General features: G+C 64.8%; 1 protein-coding gene (running past one end of the window). It reads right to left on the bottom strand.

Going from position 1 to position 24,754, the window contains the following annotated elements; all coding sequences use genetic code 11:
* A protein-coding gene (locus VIN30_RS02610; protein WP_338209049.1) for an SdrD B-like domain-containing protein crosses the window boundary here: on the bottom strand, positions 1–24,754 show its 5' portion. The gene continues 14,717 nt to the left of window position 1, outside the view; only the first 24,754 of its 39,471 coding nucleotides appear in the window; it begins with the start codon at positions 24,752–24,754; its stop codon lies beyond the left edge, outside the window.

The following is a 24,754-nucleotide window of genomic DNA, read 5'->3' as shown; positions in this document are numbered from 1 at the left end:
TGAAGGTGTAGTCGGTGCGCTTGATGCCGTCGGCGTTGCTCACCTGCACGGCCTCGCCAACACGCACGACCTGAGATGCCACGGTGCCCGTGCCGCCGTTGGCGTGGTACGACAACATCACGGTTGCCTCGTCACCCTCGCCATCGCCCTCGGCCGCGGGGGTCGCGCCCTCGTCGGCGGCCAAATAGCTGACGGAATCCACGGTGAACATCTCGGACACTGCGTCCACCACGCGCTCGTCGGTGCCCTCGTCCACCAGCAGGTTCACCGCCTGGGGCTCGTCGTCGGCGGCAGCGGGCGCCACGCGGTACAGCGGCTGGGCGCTGCGGTCGATCTGAACCTTGGGCAGCTCGGTGATGAACGCGCTGCCGTGCAGCATCGCGGCGTTGTTGGTAATGGAATCGGGCATGGACGAGCCGGTCTGCTTCATGGGCGTCAGCGCGTCCACGATCAGGTTGCCCTGCATGGTGCGGGTCCAGCAGTCCTCGTTGATGTTGTTGCTGTTGTACTTGTCGACGGAGTATTCCTCTTTGCAGTCGGGGCACACGTACACCTGGTAGGTGCTCGTGATGCCCGTCATCTCGTCGGTACTCGTACGCGTCTCCAGCTGCAGGCGGCTCTTGTCACAGCCCAGGCGGGTGGTAATCTCCTCGCCGTAGAACGACAGCTTGTGCGGGCCCACCTTGCGCACCTGGCTCATATCCAGGTTGCTGATGTTGCCCAGGTTGCGCTCCACGTAACGGTACAGGGTGGAATCCGCGATGTCCAGGCCGTCCTCGTAGCTGCGCTGCATCTCCCAGGCGGTGTTGTTGCGCGCCGGGTCAATATCGTCTGGCATCTCCACCTCGGCGGTGTAGGGGTCGGCGTCCACGGCCAGGCGGAAGCCCGTGGGCACGGGCACCTCCTGGGCCAGGCTGTCGTCCACCACCACGCGGCGCGTGCGGTTCACCGACGCGTTGATAGCCGCGGTGTCGATCGGCTTGCCCTGGGCGTCCACGGGCATCACCGTGCCGTTCACCGTGGTGGTGTCGCAGGCCTTCACCACCCAGCGCACCTGGCGCACCTGACCGCCCGAACCCAAGTTGGTGAAGGTGCGGTTAGTTTTGTCGCTGACGCGGGTGTAGCCCACCAGCGACCAGCGGGCCGTGCTCTCGTCGGCCGAATTGTAGTCGTAGCTGTCGTCCTCGCCGTTCAGGTAGTCGCGGTCGGCATCGGTGCCCGGCACCGAGAAGTTCTCGCGATCCTGGTAGTAGTTGGCGTTCTGCTCCTCGTAGCCGTTGCCCTTCTTGGTGGTGTCGGTGATGTTGCGGCGCACGTACACGAACACCCACAGCTTGCTCTCGATCTCGCGGTTGGCCGCGGCCTCGTCGGTGTCGACGGGCACGCGGCGGGCGTTGGCGGCAACAACGTACTTGTACACCGGCGTCTTGCCGTCGGACTCGTACTTCACCAGCGGAATGGGCTTGCCATTCTCGTCCAGCACCTGCTTGCCCGCCTCGTCGGTTTCGTACAGCGTGTTACCGTCGGCGTCGGTCTGGTACTCCACGGCGTAGTCGTTCTCGCCCGTGCCGATGAAGTAGCGGTAGTGGGTCACGCCGTCGATGCGCTTGGTGTTCTGGAAGCTGATGCGCCAGGAACCCACTTCCTCGCCCGCGTCCGGCGTGCCCGCGGCCTTGAAGTAGTGGGTGCCCTCGCCAGTATCTTCCGCGTCACCGCCGAGGACGGGGTTCGTAACCTGCCACTTGTAGGTGCCGGGAATCTCCCACACGCCGCTCTTCACCGAAGTGATGGAGGGGGTCACGCGACCCACCGGCGTGGAAACGGAGTTCAGCGGCGCGTTCTCGTTCGACTGCGAGCCCAGAGCCCACAGGGGCACCTGCCAGTCCACGATGAAGCTGTTCACCGCGGCACCGGTGTTGATGGCCTGGCTCACGTACAGATCGTTGGAGCCGGACTGGGTGGAGTCCACAGCGTTGGAATCGTCGGTGGGCGAGCGCACGGCACCAGTGTCGGCACGCACGCTGGCCGAGGGCTTGCGAATGTCGAAGGTGCCGCTGGTGCTGGTCAGATGGCGCTCCGGGAAGGCAGCGTGCACCGGCACGTACTGCTCCTGGCCGTTCTCGTCCACCACCAGCTTCACACGCTCGTCGCCACTCGTGTCCTTGTGGTCGCGGTCGTAGTCTACATCGGGCACCATCTCGCCGGTATCGGAATCCAGGTGCGCCAGCTTGTCGTCCACCAGGGTGCTGCCAGCCGCCCACTGGAAGTAGCTGGGCGACTGGGTGTTGAACCAGGCGGTGCCCAACGAAGTGACCGAGTCGGCGGCCACGGTGGGCTTCAGATAGGTCTCGCCGGCCTGGAAGGTAAAGGTGTCGGCATCGCCCGCCACTTCCAGCAGCGGCGTGAAAGTGGGATTGCCGTCCTCGTCGTACACGATATTGCCGGAGCCGTCGCGGTTCACCACGGCGATGTCGGCCGCATCGGCACGGGAAAGGCGAATGTCGTCGCGCACGAACTGCGACGTCGCATCGTCGCCATCCACCAGCGCCACCGTCACCGGCTCATCGAAGGTGTGCGACCAACCCGTGGCCTGGGGCAACCACGAAGCGTCCTGGTTCTCGGTGGCGAAGTAGGCCTTGGAAGCTGCGGCGCTCCACGTGCGGATGGCCGCCAGCTGCTGGGCGTAGGTAAGGGCATCGCCGTCGGCATCGGTCAGGCCCTCCACAGCCGAGGCCTCGTCGCCCACGTTGTCGATACGGGTGCGCACCTTCAGCGTCACCACATCGCCAGGGCCCACATAACCATCAGCACGCACGTTGTCCCAGAAGGCCGCCAGCATGCTGTCGTGCTTCACGAATTCCAGGTCGGAGGCGTCGTCGGGCGGCGTCAGCTCGAACACCACCACTTCCCCGCCGTGCACGCGCTGCTTCACGTCGGCGCTGGCGGGCACGTCGTCGGCATCGTCCACGTCGGGCTTGGCGTAATCCGTCTGCAGGTAGCTATCGGCGTCGTAGTCGGGCTGCACGCGCACGCGGATGGTCCAGCCAGCATCAACCAGCTGCTTGGGGGTCAGCCGCTCGTACTTCGTGGTCTGCTGCGAGCGCTTGGGGAACTTCGCCTCGCCAGTGAAGCTGTCGAACACGGTCTTGGTGCCCGTAGTCACGCCGGTGTCGGTGTGACGGTCCTTATAGGTGCGCTCGATGTAGAACGAGTAGTTGTCGTCCACATAGTCGGTCAGCAGCTCCTCGTAGCCGGCGGCGTCCACCGACTCGCCCAAGTTCTTCAGCAGAGCCTCGTCGTAGAAGGTCACCTGCTGGGGCAGGTACAGCGAGAACACCAGCTTGGCGTGCTGCAGCGCGCCCTCCTTGCCCTGCTGGCCCGAAGCGGCGTTGCTGGCACCCTGATCGGCGCTGCTCTGGTTCTTCAACGTGGCCGCCAGCCACACCTCGTCGTCGTACTGGAAGGGATCGCCCTCGCCCGTGGTGCCGACGCTCGTCAGCTTCTGCCCCTCGGTGGCGCCCTTGCCCGTGGTGGTGGGGGCCGTGTCGGCCATGGCGCCGTCAGCAGGACGGTCGGCCGGTGTGGTCTCGATTTCCATAGCCGAGCCCAAGGTGGGCGTCTTCAGGCGCAGCTTGTTAGCCGCGAACACGCCGCCGTCGATGTGGGTGGCGTAGGACACCGTGGCGTTGCCTTCGGCGTCCACGCCGCGCTTGCCGAAGGCCTCGGTCTTGCGGGCGGCGGTGTTGGTGTCGGTCTGGCCCGTGGTCAGGTTCGTGGCCGTGGAGTTCAGGCGATTGGTGGTGGTCTCCGACAGGGCGTACTGGGTGCGCCAGTTGAACTCGGAGATGTTCAGGCCCTTGTTGCCCGTGGCACCCGTCAGCGGCACCGTGGGGCCGCCGGCGCGCGTAGTGCCGGCTTCCTCGGTGTAGGTGCCGAAGTAACCCAGCAGGTGAGTGTACTGCACCTGGTCGTTGGTCTGCGTGCCGCTGTTGTAGTAGTTGTAGGGCATGCGGATGACCTTCTGGAAGCTGTGGTAGTAGTGGCTGCGATGACTATCCCGGCAATCAGAAGCCCATGAGGTGGGGAAGCCGATCCCATCTTCAACATGATTTTCGTTATCGTATTCCCACTGGAAGCGATATTGCGGCGTGCCGTGCACGTCGTTGTAGGCCGTGATGGACAAGTAGTCGGTGGTGCGCCACACCACGTTGTCCCAGTTGCCGTTGCTGTTGGCCGATGTCATATAGGCCGCTGAAATGGCGTCCAGACGCTGGTCGTGGTCGCGGCTCGTACCGGCGCCGCGGTAGCGGGCCGGGGCGCCCACGGTGTAGGGGTCGGCGATGCCGCCCGCCGTGATGGCATTATCGGTAAGAGCCTTGTAGCCGGTCATCGCGCTACTCACATAAGTGCGGATGCTCTCGGTAGCGCGGGCCGCCTCGGTATGGGCGGGCTGCTCGTTCCACTCGGGCTCGGTGCTCATGGCCACGCTGAACTTGAAGGTATCCATCTCGTGGGACTTGATGCGCTGCTCGGTGGCAGCATCGCCGTTCAGGTCGCTACCCTTCGGGATGAAGCGCACCACGAAACGGTACTCGTTGTTGTTAATGTCAGCCGCCGGGTACTGGGTCTCGTCGGCCGTCACGCGCTCGTAGGTGACGGTAGCCGTGAAGTTCTCCTCCAACCACGCACGGCGCTCGTTCTGGTTCACGCCGCCCTGGCTGGCCCAGGTGGCGCCTTCCGACTTCGCGATATCCCAGTCGTCGTACAGGAACTCCTGGGGCTCGTCGGGCCACTGGCCGTAGGGCTGGCGCGTAGTGCGGTGCACCGGCGTGATGCCGTAGGGCAGCACCACTGTCACCACGGGCAGCACCAAGTCGCCCATCTGGCCGCCGGCCACGGAATAGGTGGCCCAGCGGTTCTCGTTGATCACGTAGCCGCCGTAGTTGCGGTCGTTGCTGTAATGGCGGGCATAGCCGTCCCACCAGAAGCGGTTCTCAACGTGCACGTTCACCTGGCGCGTGTCGGTCTCGGCCTCCAGGTAGTAGTTGGCCGAGGTCTTGCCCACGCCGTCGGTCACCGTGCCTGCCGTCTCGTTGCCCTCGGCATCCACCGGGGCGTCCACCGTCACGTCGGGCAGGCTGATGGTGTTCCACACGCGCACCACCGGCTTGCGCATCACGGCGTCGGTGCCCGTCTGGGCATACAGCACCGGACCGCTCTCGTCGGTGGCGTCCTTGTAGGCGCGGCGCCAGAAGTCGCCGTTGGCGGCCGCCGTGCCCATCACGTCGGTTACCTGGGCGGGATCGGTCGGATCGGTCAGGCGCACCGTGTTGTTCTGCACCGTCCAGCCGTTCACCGCCGGCATGTTGGGCGAGCCGGCCAGCTGCTGCTCGCCGCCACCTCCGTTACCGCGGTAATAGCGCTGGATGGTGAACTTCCAGTCCATGCCGTAGGGCTGAATATGATGGGTACGGGCGCGGTTCAGGCCCTCGTAGTGGTCGTAGTCGAAAATCTGATAGTAGGCGCTGGAACGTGACGGCTCCTGGCCGGCCAGCTTGTCCTGGCCCACCTTCACAGCCGAGCGCGTATCCAGCGGACGCGCCAGCACGCGGTCGTACCAATGCTCCGACTCGTTGTTGCCGAACACGTGGGAGGGGATGTTCACCTTAATCTGGTAGCCGCCCTCGTTCAGGGCCGCCTTGATGGCCTCCACTTCCTCGGCCGAAAGCCCCGTGGCGTTCACCACGTCGGGGTCGGTCAGGTTGTTGGCAGCGCTGTCGGCGCTGCGGCCGAACCACTTGCCCAGCTCCTGCTTCACGGACACCTTCAACACCCAAGGCTGCGAGCTGTCGCGATAGGCCTCCGACTGGTTGGTGGCTCCGGCCTGGGCCGTGTCCACGCCCACCGAGGTGTAGGTGGAGGCGGCCGTGTTGGCAGTGCTCGCCACGCCGGCCCGACCCGGATCCTGAATGGCCGCCGGGGCGTAGTAGCCCTGGTTCGTGTCGGCGGCCGGTGTCTGCACTACCTCGATGTCCATCAGCTTGGTGATGTCGATCCACTCGGTGGAAAGCTGCGGGTCCTGCGAGTAGTTGCCAGCCAGGGCCGTGGTCTTCTTCAGCAGGTAAGCGCGGGCGCCGGCCTTAATCTGGGCGCCCAGCACCTCCAGATTGTCCTTGCCGATGTTCACGCCCTCCCCGGAAGGCGAGGTGCCCACTTCCACCTCGTCGGTGAACATTACCGCCTGCTCGTCGGTGTAGGGCGTCGCCTCCTGCGCGGGAGATGTCGGCTCGGTGGCACCCGTGCCCGCCGCCTCGCCGTCATCGGTTGCGGTGGCGCGCACGGCCGAGAACAGCTCGGCCTGGGTGACGTCGTCGAAGAACTCGCCGTTCACGGGCTCGGGACGCGGCGTTGCGGCGGCATCGTCGCCGACGCCGGCCGCCAGGGGCGCGTCCTCGTCGGCCACGGGCTGCACCAGCGCGCCCTCGTTCACCGAGAACAGGTCGAAATCGGCCTCTTCCTCGGAAGCGGCAGGCAGCGTGGGCAGCGCCACCACACCGGCGCTGCTGGCCGCAGCCTCGTTCAGCACCGAGGCCACACCATCGAACAAGGTGTCGGACAGCGCCGTGGCAAAGGCACTGGCCACGGCGGCCTCGCCCGCGTTGCCCTCAGCGCCCTCTTCCACCCACGGGGTGGTCTCGTTCAGCTCAATCGCCGGCAGCGTCACGCAGCTGGTGCCCTCGGGCACGGTGAACTCGATAGGCTCGGTGGGCATCACGTACATCAGGTCTTCGCCCTCGGTGCCCGTCAGCTTCGAGGAGCGCACCAGATACAGACGATAGGTGCCAGGCTCCAGACTGTCCACGTAGGCCATGCGGTTCAGCGCCAGCTTGTTGTTCTGGGAAATGATGGCTTCCACCACGGAGGCTTCCTCGCCTTCGCCCTCGGTGGCGGTGGACATCAGGCGATAGGTCACGTACCCATCGGCGCCTGCGGCCTCAGCCGTCACGTCCAGGCGCACGATGGCGCACCCCTCCTTCACACGGTCGGGCTGCTCATCCAAGGCGCAATCCATAGTCAGGTGCACGGCGGCGCCATGGCCGTTCGACTCGAAGCGCTGACGCGCCGCGCCGCCCTCGGGCATCAGGAAGTCCCACGTGCCGGTGCGCTCCACGGTCTTCTCCACCTCGGTGCCATTCTCGGTCACCAGCACCTTCTCGGTATAGGTGAAGTCCAGCGCCGGGGCCTTCAGCATCTCCACGAAGTAGGCGCCACGCGGCAGGGCGGCTGCCAAGGTCAGCTCCTGATTCGCAGGCACGGTAATCTTGTAGGCCTGCTCCAGGGCGGCGTTATCGACGGGGTTCTTCTCATCCACGGGCACGGGCAGCCCCGTGGCCGGGTCGATCACCTCGCCGTTCTCGTTCTTCAGCACCACCTCGGCCGCATGGTCGGCGCCGCGGGCGTTCACCGTCAGGCTCACGGCGCTTTCGGTGTACACATGCTCCACGGTGAATTCGTAGCGATGGGTTTCCTCGCCGAGGCCCACCACGTAAATATCCTGGGGCTCGGCCTGAGTGTAGCCGCGGCCGCCCTCGCCCACGCCCTCATCCATCTCGGGACCGCTGGTGAACTGGATGGTGTAGTGGCCGCGGGGCAAATCGCCCAGATGCACCCAGCCCTCGTCACCTTCCCAGGCAGCGCCGACCACGGGCAGATCGGTAAGGGCCACCTCGGCACCGTCGGCGCCAGTCACCTTCACCACGTTGCCGTCCCCGTCCACCACCTGGGCGCGGGCCGGGTGATCGATGCTGGCGCCCTCGGCGTGCAGGCGCACCCACACCGGCGAGGTCAGCTCAATGCGGTTGAACTCCCACGACGCGATCACCGACGACGGCACCTCGGCGTCGTAGGTGGTAATCTCCACGCACTCGCCGGCCTTATCCCAGGCCACATACTTGCCGGCCGTCTCGTCCACCACATAGGTCGTGGTGCCCAGCGTGACCACTTTCTGGTCCGCGGCCGCATCGCCCACCAGCTTCGACAGGCGCGTCGGCTTGGTGCCGTCGACGGAATACACGCTCTGCTTGTTGGGCTTCGCAGCACCCGACAGGTCGACGCGCACACCCTCGCCGTCGTTTTTAGCCACCATCTGATCGTGGTCGACCACGTGGAAGCTGCGCGGCGGATAGTTCGTCACATTCGTGACCACCTGGTTCGCGTCATCGATGGTCTTGTACTCGTATTCGCGGGTTTCGAAAGGCAGGCCCTCGGGAGTGGTGCCCACCGCTTCGACGATCACCCAGTAGTCGCCCTCTTCGAAGGTGACGGGCTTGGCATCGGTGCCCTCGCCGTCCGCCCCGCCGCCGGCAGCACCGCCGTCGGCGCCTTCCGCCACGGCATGGGCGCTGGTCACCAGCACGTCGTCGTTGGGCTTCACCCGGTAGGTGCCCACCTTGCGCCCCGATACGGTGTACACGCTGAAGGTGACGGGCTCTTCCAGATCCTCAGCCGTGAAGTGCACCGTGAGGGTAGAGGTGTAGTCGAAATCTTCCTCACCCAGAATGGTGTCGTCCTTCGGCACCTCGGTGACGGTGCCGTCCAAAATGGGCTCCACGCCGCGGGGCATCACGTAGGTGAACTCCACGCCGTCAAGGTTGCGGTCGCCGTAGTTGTAGGCGATCAGCTCGCTGATGAAGTCCTGGTTGTACTGCAGGGCCGTGGTGTACTGACCCAGCACCACGCCGCGGTTCTCGTTCAAGCGCTGGCCAGAATAATCGTTCCACCAGGGCGTCCAGCCAGCGTGGGTGTCCTCGGAATTGTACTTGCGCTGGGCCTCGTAGTTGGAAACGCCCGTGGCCACCTCGTTGCCGTTGGTGTCGGTCATGGCCGTGGTGGCGCCGCTGATGAAGCGGCTGGACGTGGCCAGCCACGCCTTCTGCATGTGCAGACGCGTCTCGGACCACACGAGCGGCGTGTCCGACTCCCAGCGCTTCTCCACGATGCCGCTGGACACCGTCTCGCCATCGGCGTTCTGGGTGGTACCGTACTCGGTGGCGCCGGCGCCGTCCTTCCGCTGGGCGCCATGGCCCAGGGTGCGGGCCTTGGTCACGTAATGGTACCAATCGCGCACGTAGCGATAGCCGGTGGCCAGGGCCGTGCCGCCATCGTTGTTCATGGCGGCCCGCGACGAACCGGTATTGTCGTAGGTGTTGGAATCGGCGTTGTTGTTGTAAGCCGAGTCGTTGTGGTCGTGCCACCACAGGAAGTGCACGTTGCTGGGCAGCTTGTCGGCCGTGGTGCCCACGGTGCCGCTCTGGGGCCACGGGGTATAGCGCACCACCTGCTTGTAGTTCGCCTGCTTGATGTCGGTGTCGCTGAGGTAGCCGGCGCTGTAGCTGTCGGTGGCGCCGGTGCCGGCCAGCTGAGCCGAGCTGTAATTCAAGCCGTTGCCGCTGTAGCCCCAGTTGTCGTTGGTGGTGGCGTAGCCGTTGTAGTGGAACTGGCTGGTGGCCTCGCCGGGAATGTAGGTGTACGAGCCGTCGAACATCTCCCACCGGTCGGTCTGCTCGGCCACGTCACCCGTGAAGGCCGAGTCCAGCATCAGGTAGTCCATGTCCATCAGCACGTTGTCGGTCTTGAAGTTCAGCGCGCCAGCGTAGTTGTACACCTGGTCGGTGCCGTTGGTGTAGCGCAGCGGGTTGATGCGGCCGGTCCACCCGTAATAGGTGTCAACGTAGTCGCGATAGTAGTACTCGCCCACGCGCGGGAAGTAGGCCGGCTCCAAACCCGTGGTGCCCACGTTGCCCGTCACGCCGTTCTGCATGTACACCTGGGGCAGGTCGTCCACCGAGGCGTACACGTCGAAGTACAGCTCGATGCGATCGCCCACCTCCATGCGGGTCTGGTCGGGCATCAACTCATCCACCGGACGATCGTAGGCAATGTCGGCATCTATCACCGAGCCGCCCTGCACGCCGCCGGCAGACGTCTGCTTGTCGGCCTCGGCCACGGCCACGTCGTCGCCCTCCACGATGGGCTCGTCGGCCGGCACCCAGTGAATCTTGTACAGGGTGAAGGCAGTAGTCTGGCTGACGTTGGTGCCGCGCGGGTTCAGGTTGGCGAAGTAGCGGCCGTCCTCGCGGTCGGTGCCGTTCATGGTGTTGTTGTAGATCATGGCGCCGCCGTAGTCGGGCATGGTGTAATCCTGCACCTTCTCCACCACCAGCTTCATGCCGTTGGTGCGGGCAGCGTACACATCCTCGTCGGCCGCGTCGGCCTTGGCCGGGTTCATGGTGGCCGACTGATACCAGTTCACGCGCAGATGATCGGCCAGATACCGGGCCGTGATGGGCGCATCATCGTCCTGCTTCAGGTATTCCTGGGGCACCATCTGGTAGAACACCGGGTTGTACAGCTCGCCTTCCAGCGTCTTTTTGCCCACGTTCTTCGTCTTGGGCATGTTCGCCAGGGTGTTCTTGTACCACAGCTGCTCGCCGGCAACGTAGCTGCTCTTCTGGGCCGCATCGGCGTTGTAGGCCGCCTGCGCCTGGCCCTCGGTCTGGAAGGCCTGGGCCTGGAAGCGCATCACGGGGGTGCGGCGCAGAATCTCCTTCCCGGCTAGCTTGCCCTCGTCCTGCTTGGTCAACAGGGTGTCGTGAGCCACCGGAGCATTCTCCACCAGCACGGGCGCACCCACGGTGCCGTTGTTGGCCGTGAAGGCGCTTACGCCACCGGTAATATCGGCGTTCTTCGTGGCCGTGCCTGCCGGCACGCGACTCATGTCCACGAAATCGAGCACGGTGTTCTCGTTGTCGGTATGGGTGAAGGCCACGTCCACCTGACTGGAGGGCGTCCAGGAGTCGGGCTGCTCCGATGCCGTGGCTCCGTTGGACAGCGGGAGGCTGTCCAGGCGTGTGTCCTGGTAGCGGGCCACGCCCAGAAGCGATACGTTGTCCAGCGGGAAGGCCGTGGAGGCATCGCCGGCCGTGGCGGGCACGTCATAGTAGGTCCAACGCACACCGGTCACATCGCGGAACACGTTGCCGTTGGCCGTATGGCCCTGGCCCGACAAGGTGCCGCCGGTCACGGCATCGGTGTTCTCGCCGTACTTCGCGACCAGCTCGTCATAGGTCACCCAGGCGCCGTTGCTGCCCGTTACAGGTGCCGTGGCGAAGGGGGTCACCGTGCTCGTAACCGTCTCGCGGGTGTCCAGCCACGAGGCGGCCAGGGCCGTTACCGGCGCGTACCAGTTGGGCACGTAGTATTCAATCTTCAAAGCCGGGCGTCCCGAGGCGATGGCACCCACGCCATGGGAGAGGTTGTTCGTGGGCACCACGGTTTCAGGCAGCAGCCCCAGGTTGGCATCGGGGCCGTTCACGCTGGCCGGCAGCAAGGCCGCGCTGCCCACGCCGGTGCTGGGGTAATCCAGCACCGGCGGCTTGCCGTCTACGAAAGCGCTACCGTGATCGGTGGCGGTGTAGGTGGGCTGCTCGGTCAGTTCGAAGTAGCGCACGCCGGCCGGGTTGCCGTTGGCGTCGAAGCCGGTGGTGCCCGTGGCCGTGTTGTTCTGGGCCCGCATAAACGACACCGTCATGGTCATGGTGGCCTCGTGCCACGTGGTGTTGCGGATGTTCGTCACCCGCAGGCGCATGCGGTTGCCATCGGCGTTGGCCAGCTGGTTGCTGGACGACACCGGGTCGCTCTGCCCCGCGCCGCCCGCGCCCTGCGGGTCGTAGAAGTCGGGAGTCACCACTACCTGGGCGGTATCGTGCTGGTGGAACAACACGCTGGAGTAGTTGCGCGCCGCCAGCTGGGTGTAGCCGTCAAACAGGATGTCGTGGCTGCCGTAGCTGTACTTCAGAAGCGACGCATCGCTCTGGGTGCAGTTGTCGGTGCCGCCTGCAGCGTTCGTGTGGGCGCCGGCGATGTAGCCCTTCTCGGCCTTGTCGGTGGCGAAGGGCTTGCCACCGCGGTCGTTGCTGCCCGCGGTGCCGTTCTTGTTGTAGGCACGGTACTGGGTGAAGCCGTGCAGCGGCGCGGCGGTGGCGTAGAAGCTGGCTTCCACCGCCTGGCCCTGGTAGCTGGGGTTGCTTTCCTGCACGGCGCCGTTCACCGTGCTGTTGTAGTCGGCGTCTTTCTCCAGCTCGTCGGTCATCTGGGTGATCACGCGAATCCACACGCCGCGACCGGGATCGATCTGGCTGGTGGCCGCCGCGTTGTCCTTGGCCGCCGTGCGGTCGAGGTTGCCCACGCTGAAGGTGAGCACACGGTTAGCGTCGTACTGCTCCGTGCCGCCCTTCTGGGAAAGGTCGGTCTGCTGGGGTGCGTCGGCCACCGACACGGTGCCGTCGGCCGCGCGCAGGTCGGCCGTCACTGCATGGGCCGCACTGAAGGTGCCCCCGGCTTGCTTCTGGGCGGCGGTGTTGTTCTCCACCCACTTGCCCTGGGCGGCGTCGTAGTACTTCTGCACTTCCCAGCCCACAATGCGCTGGCCTCGGGGCACTTCGAAGCGGCCGTTCACCTGCTGCAGGGGCAGCGCGGACGTCTCGAAACCGTTGGCGGTGGAACCCGTGTAGTAGGTGCGATCGGTGCGAATCTTCTGATCGCCCGCGCCCACGTACAGGTTGTACTCCACGTAGTCGCCCGCATACAAGTCGCCGTTGGGAATGTCGGCACCCTCACCGGAGGCGGGATCGAAGCTGACCGGCGACGACGCCGAGCGGTCGTCGTAGTCGTAGCCGAAAATCCACGCATCGGCGCCGTTCAGGCTCACCTTCTTGCCACGTTGCATATCGGTAACCAGCGCCCCCAGGCGATGGGACACATCGGCGTGCTGATCATCGTATTCCGTGGAGGTTTCCTTGTGCTTGTTCGGGTCGCGCGTCTCCACGGGCTGCACCACGGCCAAATGGTTGTTCATAGTGGTGCCGTCGAAGACGTTGCCCTGCTTGTCGAAGGTGGGGGTGGACCAATAGTTCCAGTTCCCCTTCGCCGGGTCGGTGCCCGTTTCCTCGGCCGTGCGGAAGTCGGTCACCTCGCGGTCGGCGTACACGCCGTCGTAGGCGAAGGCGAAGTTCGTGGCCGCATCGCTGTTGCCCTGGCTGCGGCCCGTTTCGGCCACCTGGCCCAAGTACTGGCCCGAATCAAGCATGGTCTCGGGCTTCTCGCGCGAGGCCAAAGGCGAGGTGAAGGTGAACTGCAGCGATGTCACGTAAGGCGCCGCGTAGGTGAGATTCACCGAGGGCTCGCTGGCCCAGGAACCGCCCAGGGTGTTCGTGTGGTCGGTGGCGCGATAGGTGCCCACCAGCTTGGTGCGCACGGCTCCGGCCACCGCCGCCTTGGCGCGGGCCACGAAGGCGGCGCTGCCCACCTCGGCCGCCGTGGGGTTCTGAGGATCGGCCCAGCCGTTGTTCTTGTCGCCCTTCTGGGCCTCAATGTAGCCGGCGATGTTCAGCCCGAAGTTGTAGCCCGACCCGTTCGCGCCGTTTAAGGCGTCGAACAGCTGCTCGGCGGTCATGCTGGGGTTCGCCTCCAGCAGCGCATCGGCTGCCGCCGAGGCGCGCAGGTACTTCTCCAGATCGATAACGTAGTTGCCCACATAGTTGCCGCTGGTCAGCGGAGCGCCTGTGAACGTGGGGATGCCCGCCACGTCGCTCACCGAACCTGTCAGCGACAGCATGCCCAGGCTGACCATGTCGTTCCACGACAAGGTGACGGTGTTCGAGCCGCCGCCCACGTGGTACACGGTGAAGGTGAAGTCTTGGGCCTGGAACCAATCGGCGCGACGGGCATGGCCGCCCACGGGCACGAACTGGCTGGGCACGTACACCTTCTGCACGCGCAGGGTGCTGGGCACCGCGCCCGTGTCCAGGTTGTCGAACCCGGCCGTCCACGAGGCCTTCAGCTTCACGGTGCTGATGTGGGCTGCACGATACTCGTCGTCCACGTCGATGTTCTGGTCTTTACGATTCCAGAAGCGCACCTCGTAGGTGTCCACCACCGGGGTAAGGTTGTCGTCCTCGTAATCGGCCAAGTTGCCCTCGGCCTGGCTCCACTTCGCCCGGGAAATGTCCGAACCGTAGGAGAACGGAATGAGGTAGCCCAGGTAGTAGGCGGTATCCTGGGGCTGGCGGGTATAGCCGGAACCGGAACCGGCACGCCACGCCGGCGACTTCTTGGCGTTCGCGCCGTCGTAGGTGCGGTCGTCGGCGCTCTTGGGCATGGCGTTGAAGTTATACGACCATACGCGCGCCGTGTTGCGGGCGTCGTCCACAGGTCTCACCGTGTTGGTGCCCGGGCGCTTCTGGTCCTTGTACACATAGGGGCGGCCCAGCACGCGCACGTCCACCGCGGTGGCATCGTCGCGATCCACCGTCGCATACTGGCCGTTCGATTCGGCGGTAATATCGCCGTTGCCGCTGTAGGGGCCCAAGTCCATGGTGTAGCTGGCGATGAATTCGTTCACGTTCAGCTTCAGCACGGCGGGGTTGCCGTCGCGCAGGTACTCGTGGGTTTCCTCGCCGTCGCGCTCGAACTTGATCAGGCCGGCACCCGTGGCGCTCGTCACATAATCGAGACCCTGGGTGGAAACTTGCGTTTCCGCACCCGTCGCATTCACTTCGTAGATGCCGTCGCGGCGCATGATGAAGGTGCGGCCCGCGCTGGTGCTCTCGCCGTAAATCTTGAAAGCGCCATTGCCGTTCTCGTCGGTGCGCAGCAGATTGCCGTCGGCATCCACCCACGCGCCCTTGGAGTCGATATAGCGCTCGGTAGCCGGATCGAAGGTATAGGGGGCCACGCCCTTGGTGGAGCCCCACTTCTTCGTGGTGAACTTGATGTAGGCATCCTTATAGGTGCGCAGATGATCGAGCACGCCGGCCTGAATCTTCAGACCCATGGTAAGGAAGCCGTAGTACGACAGGTCGTCGTCAGGCTGGCACCAGGGCATCACGTCGTCGATCATCAGCTTGTCGGCAAACGACACATAGTTCGCGCCCCAGTCGTTGGGGTAGTACTGGCGGCTGCCCACCGAGCTGGAATAGCTGGGGTTGCCCCAACCCGTATCCCAACGGTACAAATTGTATCGGTACATGGCGATATTGAAGGCCGTGTCGCCGCCGAACAGGCCATGACTCGTCATGTTGCGCGATTCAGTGGATTCGCCCAGCTGCGTGTAGGCCACATCGTTCCAGGTGATGCCCTTCTCGGTGTAGTTGCCGTCGGTCAGCGCCACCACCACATTGCGGGAGCGCAGGTGGCGCATGCGGGCCGGGCAGTCGTGATGGCCGCACCACGTGGCGCCGTTGCGGTGGTAGTCCTGATACGACCACACGCTGCGGTAGGCGTTGTTCTTCTGCTTCTCCGGCGTATCGCAACGCACCATGGCCGCATGCCCCGCGCGCACATTGCCCGAGTTCGTGCCGCCCACTTCCAGCGAGGTTTCCACAATGGAATCCACGCCGGCCTTGGGCGTCTCGGTGTACATGCGGCCGTTCACTTCCAGGGCCATGCGGTCCACCACATCGAAGCCGGTCATGGAAAGTCCGTAGATGGTGCCGTAGTCGGGACGGTCGAGTACCGAGCCTTCCTGCGCGTTCTCGATATAGGTGCCGTCCACATAGCGGTTCGTGTTCTGGGCCAGCGAGCCGTCGGTGTATTGGTACTGGTTGATGCGAATGTCGTAGGCGATTTCCGTAACGGTGAAGTCGGGCGCGCCGTCCTTGGCCCCCGTCACCGACTGGTTGGAATAGTCGTCCACCGGATCGCGGTAGTAGTCGGAGCGATCCACGTTGCCCGCATTGGTGGTCTCGGAACCAAAGCTGGCCACATGCTCGCGCGCGGCGCCCGTGCCGGTGGTGGCCAGCAAGTTCAGGCGGAAGTACTGGCCCGTCGATCCCACGCCGGCCTGGTCGGCATCGGCCGTGGTGCCCTGCAGCAGCGCCTTGATGTCGGCACCTTCCACCACCAGCTTCTTGCCGTCGCTGTAGGTGATGGTGATGCGGTCCACATAGGACGCAGCATCGCGGCGAATCTTCAGGTAGTAGGAATCGAAGTAGCCCGAGGGCACCTTCTGGGTCAGATGCACCACCATGCCCGAGTTGTAGGTTTCCGGGCCCACCCAGGTAAGGTTGCGGCCCTTCATGGTGTGGGAGTCGGTCCAGGGGCCCTGCTCGGTGTGGCATCCCCATTCCGGTGCCTGCTGGTTGTAGGCGCTGTTCACCTGGCGGAAGTCGGCCAAAAGCGACACCTGGGCCTTGTAACCCACATCCAGGGCGAAGTTGTACTCGCCATCGGTCCAGCCGTAGTGGCCCTCGTGGTGATCGTCCCACGAGCCGTAGGTGGCCTGCGAGAAGCGACGCCCGTTGGTGGGGGCCGCGGTGGTGTTGCCGGCGTTCGAGTCGTACAAGCCCGAGCGGTTCATGGTGTCGAAGTACATCTTCGACATATAGATCCACGACTGATCGATGCGCGTCACCGGGCTGCCCACCATGAACAGCTTCGAGGGCTCGCGCAGCTTCAGTAGGAAGTTCTCCGTCTTGGCATCTAGATAGATGCCGGCATCGAAGTTATGGTCGGCGTAGCCATCGAACACGATGTTCTGGCCCGCGTCCCAGCTGACCGTGGCCGCGGCCGTGGTGTTGTTGGCGCCGGCGGCATCGTCGCGGGACATATCCTCCCAGCCCACCAGCTTCACCGACTTCAGGTTCGCGATGCCGTGGGCGCGCAGCATTTCCTCGGTGATGACCAAGTCGCCCGCGTCGTTCAGGTAGTACTCGCAGGCCGTGGGCGTCGCAGCGGCTGGGTCGGCCTCCGCATCGCCGTCACCAGCGGCATCACCCGTGCTGTCGCCGTCGCCGGCGGCCCCGCCCGTGCTGTCGCCGTCGCCCGCGCCGTCACCCGAACCCGGTTGGGGCGTGGCCGTGACAAAGCTGTGGGTTTCCTGGCACGTCTCGTCGCGGAAGAAGGTGGGCAGACGCGTGGCAGTGGTGCCCGTGGCCGGCGTGGAGGCCAGCTTCTGGTAGGCGTCGTCGGGGCTGAGGGTCCAGGTGACCGTCTTGTTCTCGGCATCGTCACCCTCGCCATAGCCCGTGAACACGATCGTGCCCACGCAGCCCTGGTTGAAGGTTTCGAACAACTCGGCGTTCACTGTCATCTTCGTGGTGTGGAAGCCCACGTAGTCGCTCTTCGTGGAGCCGTCCGCCTGGGCGACCGACTCCCAGTCCAAAGGCAGGTTCACCGTCACGTCCACCATATCCAGGGTGGACACGCCGCGCTCGTTGGTCAGATTCGCCCACAGCTTGAAGTCGCGGTCGTAGGGCACGCTGGTGCGGGTGCCGGTGCCGTCGCTGGCCGCGTTGGTGCTGTAGGTGGCATGGTTCATATAGGCGTTGAACGTGGGGCCGTACTGGCCGAAGGTGTGCAGTTCCATGGCCGGGTAGTACACCTTGAAGTGACCGGTGCGGGCGCTGCTCTGGGCCTGCTTGTCCAGCTTCTGGGTCTGCACCAGCTTGGCCGTGGCGCACACCTTCGAATAGGTGGGGGCCGTGGAGTTCGCCGGCTCCTGGCAGCCGTTCTTGTACCAGCAGTTCACCGTGCCGGTCAGGCCGATGTCCACGGTTTGGGCCGCCGCATCCAGCGACGGGTCCACCTCGCTGTAACGCAGCTCGATGCGCTCCAGGTAGCAATCGGTGTAGGCGGCGAAACGCGCATCGGTAGCAAGGTCGATGTCGAAGGACGTGGCCGCGGGATCGGCCGCTTGGGCCTCGTCCAGCAGCGTCGCCAACTCGTCAGCGGTCAGGCGCACGTGGTAGCCCGCGCCGTTATCGGTGGCCACGGCGCCGTTAGTATCAGTGGTGATGGCAGCCGCACCCTGACCGTACAGGCGGTTCGTGGCCGCCAGGGCCGTCTTTGCGCCGCCGTTATCCTGCACGGTGCGGAAGTAGAACACGGCATCCACCAGCGAGCTCTTCAGCGAAGCCGGGGTGTTGTCGGCGCGCACCGTCTGGCCGAAGGCGAACAGGCCCTCGTTGAACGTCACCTTCTTCGTGAGGAAGCCCTGCACGTCGTTCACCGGATCGCCCAGATACACGCTCAGGTCTTCCATGTTCACGGTGACCACCGCGTCGTCGGAGCGGTTGAGGCCCGTGTTCTTCACCTTGAAGTGGTAGATCGCGTCCTCGGTGTAGTTCGCCACTTCCACGCCGTCGTTGGTCAGCGTCTTCACCGTGCCCTCGTCGGGGCGCGACGATGCGGGCTTGGTGGTGGTGTAGTCGATGGCCGAGGTGAAGGAGCCGAAGGTCATGGTGATCTGGTCGGTCAGGCGGTTGATCTTCGTGTTGCCCGAGGTTTCCTCGCGCTTGCCCGAGCCGATCATCATGGCAGGACCGTAGGCCGGCGTGGTGGTGAAGCCCTGGGCCTTGGTGCTCACGTTAGTGGCATGGCTGTCGGCGCGACCGGTCAGGTACACCACGGGCGCCTTGTTGGCCGCCGTCACATCGTACTGGTTGGCCGTGTCGGCCAGGGTGGCGTAGCTGTTCACGCGGTTGAAGCGCAGGCGCACCATCTTCAGCGGCGACGCGGTGGGCACGCCCGCAGCATTGTTCAACAGGCCGAAGGTCTGATTGCCGGCGGCATCGAAGGACGTGCCATCGTTGGACACACGCACCGAAAGGATGGCCGTCGTGGCCCCGCCGGTGCCCAAATCCAGCGAGATGTTGGGATAGGTGGTGCTGGCCACCACGCCGCTCGTCTTGCCCGCCTTCACCGCCGCGTTAATCTCGGCCAGAGCCACGGCGATGTCGTAGGAGGCATCGGGGGCCAGCTTGCTGGTGGCAGTGCCGTCGGGCTCGCCGTTCATCACGGTGGCCGTAGTGTTCTCCTCGTTCAGCACATCGATGCGGCCCAGCTCACCATAGGCGTAGAACCAGCTCTTCTGCGGTTCCAGTTTCTCGCTGCCGTCGGCGTTGTACAGCTTGTTGCCCGATGCGTCGTACATCGGCGCGTTGCCGTACACGAAGCCGGGCACCTCCACGTTGCGCGTCAGGAAGCCGCGCCACAAGGTGTGGCCCGTCGTAGTGGTGCCGCCGTCGGTTACCGACTCGGTTTCCTGCGACAGGCCGTTCACCATCAGGTCAAGGCCGAAGTCGGAAATCTCGTAGAATGAGTCGTTCGTCAGCGTGTAGCGGAAGAAAGCCGTCTCGTCTTCCAGGTCGCCCCAGCGGTAGGGCACGGCCGTCTTGTTCTGGCGTGCGCCGGCCGCATCCACATAGCCGTAGCTGGTGCTCACCGTGGGCTGGATAGGAATGTACATGCTGGTCAGCGTGGCCACGTCGGCAATATTGTTGTTGCCGGAGGGGTTCGCGTAGTCGGTGCTCCACTGGGCGTACAGCGGCAGCGACCCCACTTCCTTGGACGTGCCCAGGATTTCCACCGTGGCGTCGTTCATGTCGGTGGGCACGATCTTCTTGCTGCCCTTGAACTGGGTCATGTAGATCTGGAGGTTGGTCACGTAAATTTTGTCGTCGTCGTTCGCCAGGCCCAAGTCGGCCACGTTCAGCACATAGCGGCCCGTCAGCGACTTGTTGCCGTCAGCGTCGGTTACCTCTTCGGGCTTGAACAGCTCCCACAGCTTGGCGCCGCTCTTGTTGTTGTACAGCTCCTTGGTGATGGGCAGGAAGTCAGCGTCGTTTGAAGCGCTCTTGTAGTAAGTAAGCACCACACGGCTCACCTGGGCCGCGTAATCGGGGGTGTAGCCGGTAACGTTGCCCGCCTCGTCAGTCACGGGCTCACCGAAGGTGTCGGGGCTCACCTCGGGGTGGTAGGTGCCGAAGAAGGCGCCGCCCAGGCGAATCTTGTCGGTCACGAAGTAGGGGGTTTTCTGCATGGCGCCGGGCACCTTCGACGGCACCACGAACGTGCCCGTGCCGTTATCGCCCTGGGTGGTTACCGTGGCGATGGAGGCAGTGTTGATGCCGTCGGGGATGGGGCCCACCGAGAAGCACGCGGGGGCCATGCGCGACAGCGAGTCGTTGCCAATGCGGAAGCGCCAGCCGGCGTTGTCAGTTTCCACCAAAGCGGGGCGTACCTTGGCGTCGGTCTGGGCGCCGTTTCTCCAGGTGCCCTCGCGCTCCAGGTTGCTGTCCACGCCACCGCTGCCGTCGTACATGGAAATGGGGCGCGCCGTCAGCAGCGGCTTGGTCACGTAGGGCTTGAAGGTGGCCGTGGCCTCTTCGGACGTGAAGGTGTAGGACTCGCCGCCCTGCCGGTACTCGCCGGTCTGGTCGATGGCCACATAGCGGCGCTCGCCGAAGGTGATGCCGGTGCGGTTGTCGTACCAATCCTTCTTGCCGTCGGAAAGCGACTCGATCATCACGCCCGAAACATCGATGCTCACCGGCACCGTGAAGGGAGTCAGGCCCGTCATCTGCGCCTTGTTGGTGTAGGTGCCCGCGGGAATTACATGGCGGAACAGCACGCGGAACAAGCCCGTGAACTCGGTGGTGGGCTTAACGGTGTTGCCCACATACTTGCGGCTGGGCGCCGCGGCGATGCCCTGGGTTTCCAGGAACTCGGCGATGCCGTTGGCCGTGCTGGTGTTGCTGCCCAAATGCAAGGTGTAGTACTGGCCGTCGGCGGAAAGCTCGGTGGTCAGGGGCACATTGAAGAAGCGCCAGCTGAGGTTGCCCGCCGCGTCCTTCACCTGGAACTGCACGGGCATGGTAGCGGTTTTGCCCAGGGCCTCCTGGCCCGCGGCTAGGTCGAACCAGTCGGACAGGTCGGCCACCGTCTGGGTTATCGTGGCAGGGGCGCCTTCCTCGGTGGAGGGGTTGTCCACCTCGCGCGTGAGCTGGGAATAGGCGCTGCGCTGCACGCGAATGTCGATGCCCGACAGGTGGAAGCCCTTCGGCAGCTGATCGGCCAAGGTCATACCGTAGGTGGTGGCGTCTTTCTGATCCTCGCCGTAGATGGGCACGTTGCCGGTGTTCTTGATGTTCTTGATGCGGTAGGTGACCATGCGGCCCAACGGCGCCTCCACCTCCACGCTTTTCTCCTGCTTGGTGTCGGGATCCACCGCCACCTTATCAACCGTGGCGCCATACAGGGGCTTGGTGAAGTTCGAGTTGAAGGCGTTCTGGCCCGTGAACGTCTGCATCCACTGGTAGTCCAGCGACTGGCTGTCTTTGTCGTAGCCGCGGTTGCCGAAGTTGGCAGTGGCCAGCACCTCCCACTTGGCATTGGCGTAATCGCCTTCGGTTTCAGTGTAGTTCGTGGTATAGGGCAGCGCGATCAGCAGCACCAGCTTGTCAGACTCGCTGGCCAGAATCTCCTCGCGCTCCTCGTCGGTTCCCTTGATATCCGCGACCGCCTTCGGGTCGTGCGAGATGAGGTGCTTGCCGTAGGGCATGTCGGCTTCCGTGTAGTCCAGGGTAATCTGACCCGCACGACCACCGGTGCCGTAGGGCAGCGGCGTCAGACCCAGTTCATCCACATTCGAGAAATCGTCCACATTGATGGAGGCAATCTCGGCATCGGTCATGGTGGACACGTCGTAGATGAGGATACCGCCTTCCTTGGGACGGCCGATATACTTGGCTTCGGAGTCGCTCACCGCCACGTTCGTGTTCACCTTGTAGGCGGTCGGGTCCTTCACGTCCTTGCCCGTGTCGCTGTCGTATTTCCACGTGAGCGTATCGTTCGAGCGCAAACCAGCCGTCGGCCCGTCGGCGGCATCAAAGCGGAACACGTAGTTCATGAAGTCCACTTCCGACTCGCGCGTCTCGGACACGTTCTGCACCGTCACCTTCCACACGGTGTAGTTGTAGTGGTCCCACAGCACTGGGTTCCGCACGATAGCCTCATTGGCCAGCGTCCACTTCAGGTTCGTCTGGATGAACGTGGCCTCCAGCACATTGGAGGCACCCTCGCTGCGCTCCTCACCGGGGGCCACCACGGTGTCTTGGGCGCCGCGCGTTTCCACACCCGAGCCGTCGGTGTAGGTGTTGTAGGAATAGCCCAGCTTCACCGTGGCGCCGGTGTTGTCGGGCACGCTGCCCACGAACTTCACGGTGAACTTCTCGTTGGCCGGGTCTTTGGGCAGCTGATAGGGCTTACTGGTGTTGGTGGAACGGTAGCGCAGCGTCCAGGTGCCCGACATGCCCGCCGTCGTGTACTGCTGCATCTCCTGGGAGGAGAGCCAGGTGTTGCCGCCGTCCTTCGAGAAGTCGTAGGTGTTGATGATGGACGTGGTGGGATACAGTGCCAAACGCTGCAGACTGTTCTCGTAGATAGCCTTGTCCTTAGGGTATTTTGTCTGGGCATCACGCCAGGTTTTCTCGTCGGTGGTGGTTACCACGGCCGTGTCGGTGAAGTACAAGTAGGGGATTTCCAGCGTGAACTTCACGGCGGCGTTCTTGATCTGGTCCATGCCGCCCGACACGCTCTGGAACGACTCGTGCTTGCCCAAAAAGCCCGACTTCTTCGTGGGGTTGGGCTGCAGCGTCAATTCGATGATCTCGCCCGTCTTGATCATGTTGGCGTTTACCATGCCATCGACTGGCGTGCCGCCCGAAATGTGCAGGTTCGGGTCCAGGTAGTCGCTCGGCAGCATGTACTGCTGGCTGGCGAAGGGCACGGCCGCCGCGCGGCTCTGGGAGGCGAACAGACTGATGCCGGCATCCACCGTCAGCAGCTGCACCGGGGCGTTATCGGCGTTGCGATAGCCGTCGGGCACGGTAACGTCGACCTCGGGAGCATCGGCGGCAGCATCCTCGTCGGTTTCGCTCGCGGCGGGTTCGGTAGCGTCGGGGGCGGGCGTCAGCGCGTCCAGCACCTCGTTCAGGCCGGGCAACGCCGGCGTTTCGGCCGGCTTCTGAACGGCCGCTTGCTGCTCGTCGGTCATGAAGGCGTCGCCCATAGCGGCAGCGGCGAAGGAGGCTTCGGTGTTCACGCACTCGGCGTACACTACCGGCTCGCCCACGCCCACCGCCGACAACTGCACATCGAACTGGGCACGCACCGGCGCCGACTGCTCGGCGGCTTCATCTGCGAAGGCAATAGCGGCCTCAGCATAAGGGGCGGCCACGTACAGCTGGCGCACGGCACCAGGCTCGATATGGCCATCGTCGCCCGTGCGCGTCAGCTGGATGCGGCCGTCGTCGGTCACCGCATAGGGCAGGGGACTCAGCCCCAGGGCCGCCAGGCTGGAGGCCTTCATCGGATTAATGGCGGCAATCTGCTCGTCGGAAAGGTCCGTCACGTCCAGCACCAGCACGCCGCCCTTGCCGGGCACGCCCACGAACGTGGGATCGTCGCCTTCCTCGGCGTTGTCGGCATCATCAGCGGCCGCTTTCGCAGCAGCCTCGATGGGGTTGCCGCCCTCATCGGCCTGGAAAGCCTTCAGCACGTCGTCGGTCACGCCGCCCACGCCGTTGTAATCGGCCGGGAACGCGGCGCCCAGCGCGATGGCCGTGGCAGCCGGCGCTGTGGCCGGCACCTCGTAGCGCACCACATGGGCCAGATAACCGGTGCCGTCGCCGAACGCCATACGCGGCATCGCGGCGGCCAGAGGCGTCACCGCGAACGAGGCGGTCGCTTCGCTCGCCTCGTTCGTCAACGCGTAAGAGCCCACGGCCCCGCGCTTCACATCGCCGTACTGCGGGGCGGGAGCCTCCTCGCCTTCAACCGTGCGCGCAGTGAAGGAGTGCATCTCGTATCCATAGTATATGGATACGAGCGTACCTGCAGGTACGGAGCCCGCGAGGCCCACCTCGAAGGCAGGCAGAGCCGCCGCTGCGTCCAGCTTGCCATCGTTGCCGTCGTAGCGCCACACCAAGCGGCCGCTCACGCCGACCTGCATGTCCTCATCGGTCAGAGCGCGATAGGAGCCCTCGTGCTCCTGCCACAGCGACCAGCCCTCGGGGATCGCCTCGGCAAACAGGGCCACGCGGGGCGCCTGGGCCGTGGTCTCCGGGTTGGCAGCCGCCTCGGCCGCCGCCTCGCGGGCCGCTTGCTCGCTGTCGGGAGCGCCCTCTGCCCCGGCCAGCGCCTTCGCCGCCTGATCGGCCAGCGCACAGCGCAGCTTCCATTCCTCCTGGGAATAGGTGGTGGCCGCATTGCCCGCATCATCTATATAAAGGTAGGGGACATCCATGGTAAGCACGAAGCGGTCGCCCGCCTTGGTGCCGGCCAGGAAGCCGCCTTCCAGCAGAGCGCTCAAATTGCCCAGCTCGAAAGCCGCCTGCATGCGAGCGCCCTTCAGGAAGAAGCCCTGGCTGGCGCTGTAGGGCGCACCCGAGGCCACCAGGTGCGGACGCACCCGCTCGGACAGATCGATGCGCTCCTCCTCCGACACCCCGACCGCGTCGGCCGTTACCTGGGGCAGCACATCGGCGGCAGGCATAAGGCCCGACGGCGCCAGCGCGGCCAAGGCGGCGGCATCGGGTGCGGCGCCCTGCAGCGCCGAAGCCCAGGCGACATCGGGCTTGTCAGCCGCTTCGGCATCGCCGGTGGCAGCCAACGGCGCTTCTTCGTCGGCAAGCTCGTCGGCATAGGACACCAAGGCCGTGGCATCGAACATAGTCACGGCAAGCAGCAGTGACAGGCACACCGACAGCACGCGCACCCACAGTTTCGTGGAGAAGCTGTTCACGGGGGCCGGCGAGGCCGGCACGCGCGTATGCCAATGAGCACCGGTGTCCGCTACCGCCCCGCGCGGGACGACGGTCGTCTCATGCTGATTCTTACGTTCGTTGTTTTCCAT

Source organism: Adlercreutzia wanghongyangiae (assembly GCF_035989245.1).
Lineage (GTDB): Bacteria > Actinomycetota > Coriobacteriia > Coriobacteriales > Eggerthellaceae > Adlercreutzia > Adlercreutzia wanghongyangiae.
The sequence above is the reverse complement of the archived record's forward strand: the minus strand, read 5'-3'. Positions and strand labels throughout refer to the sequence as shown.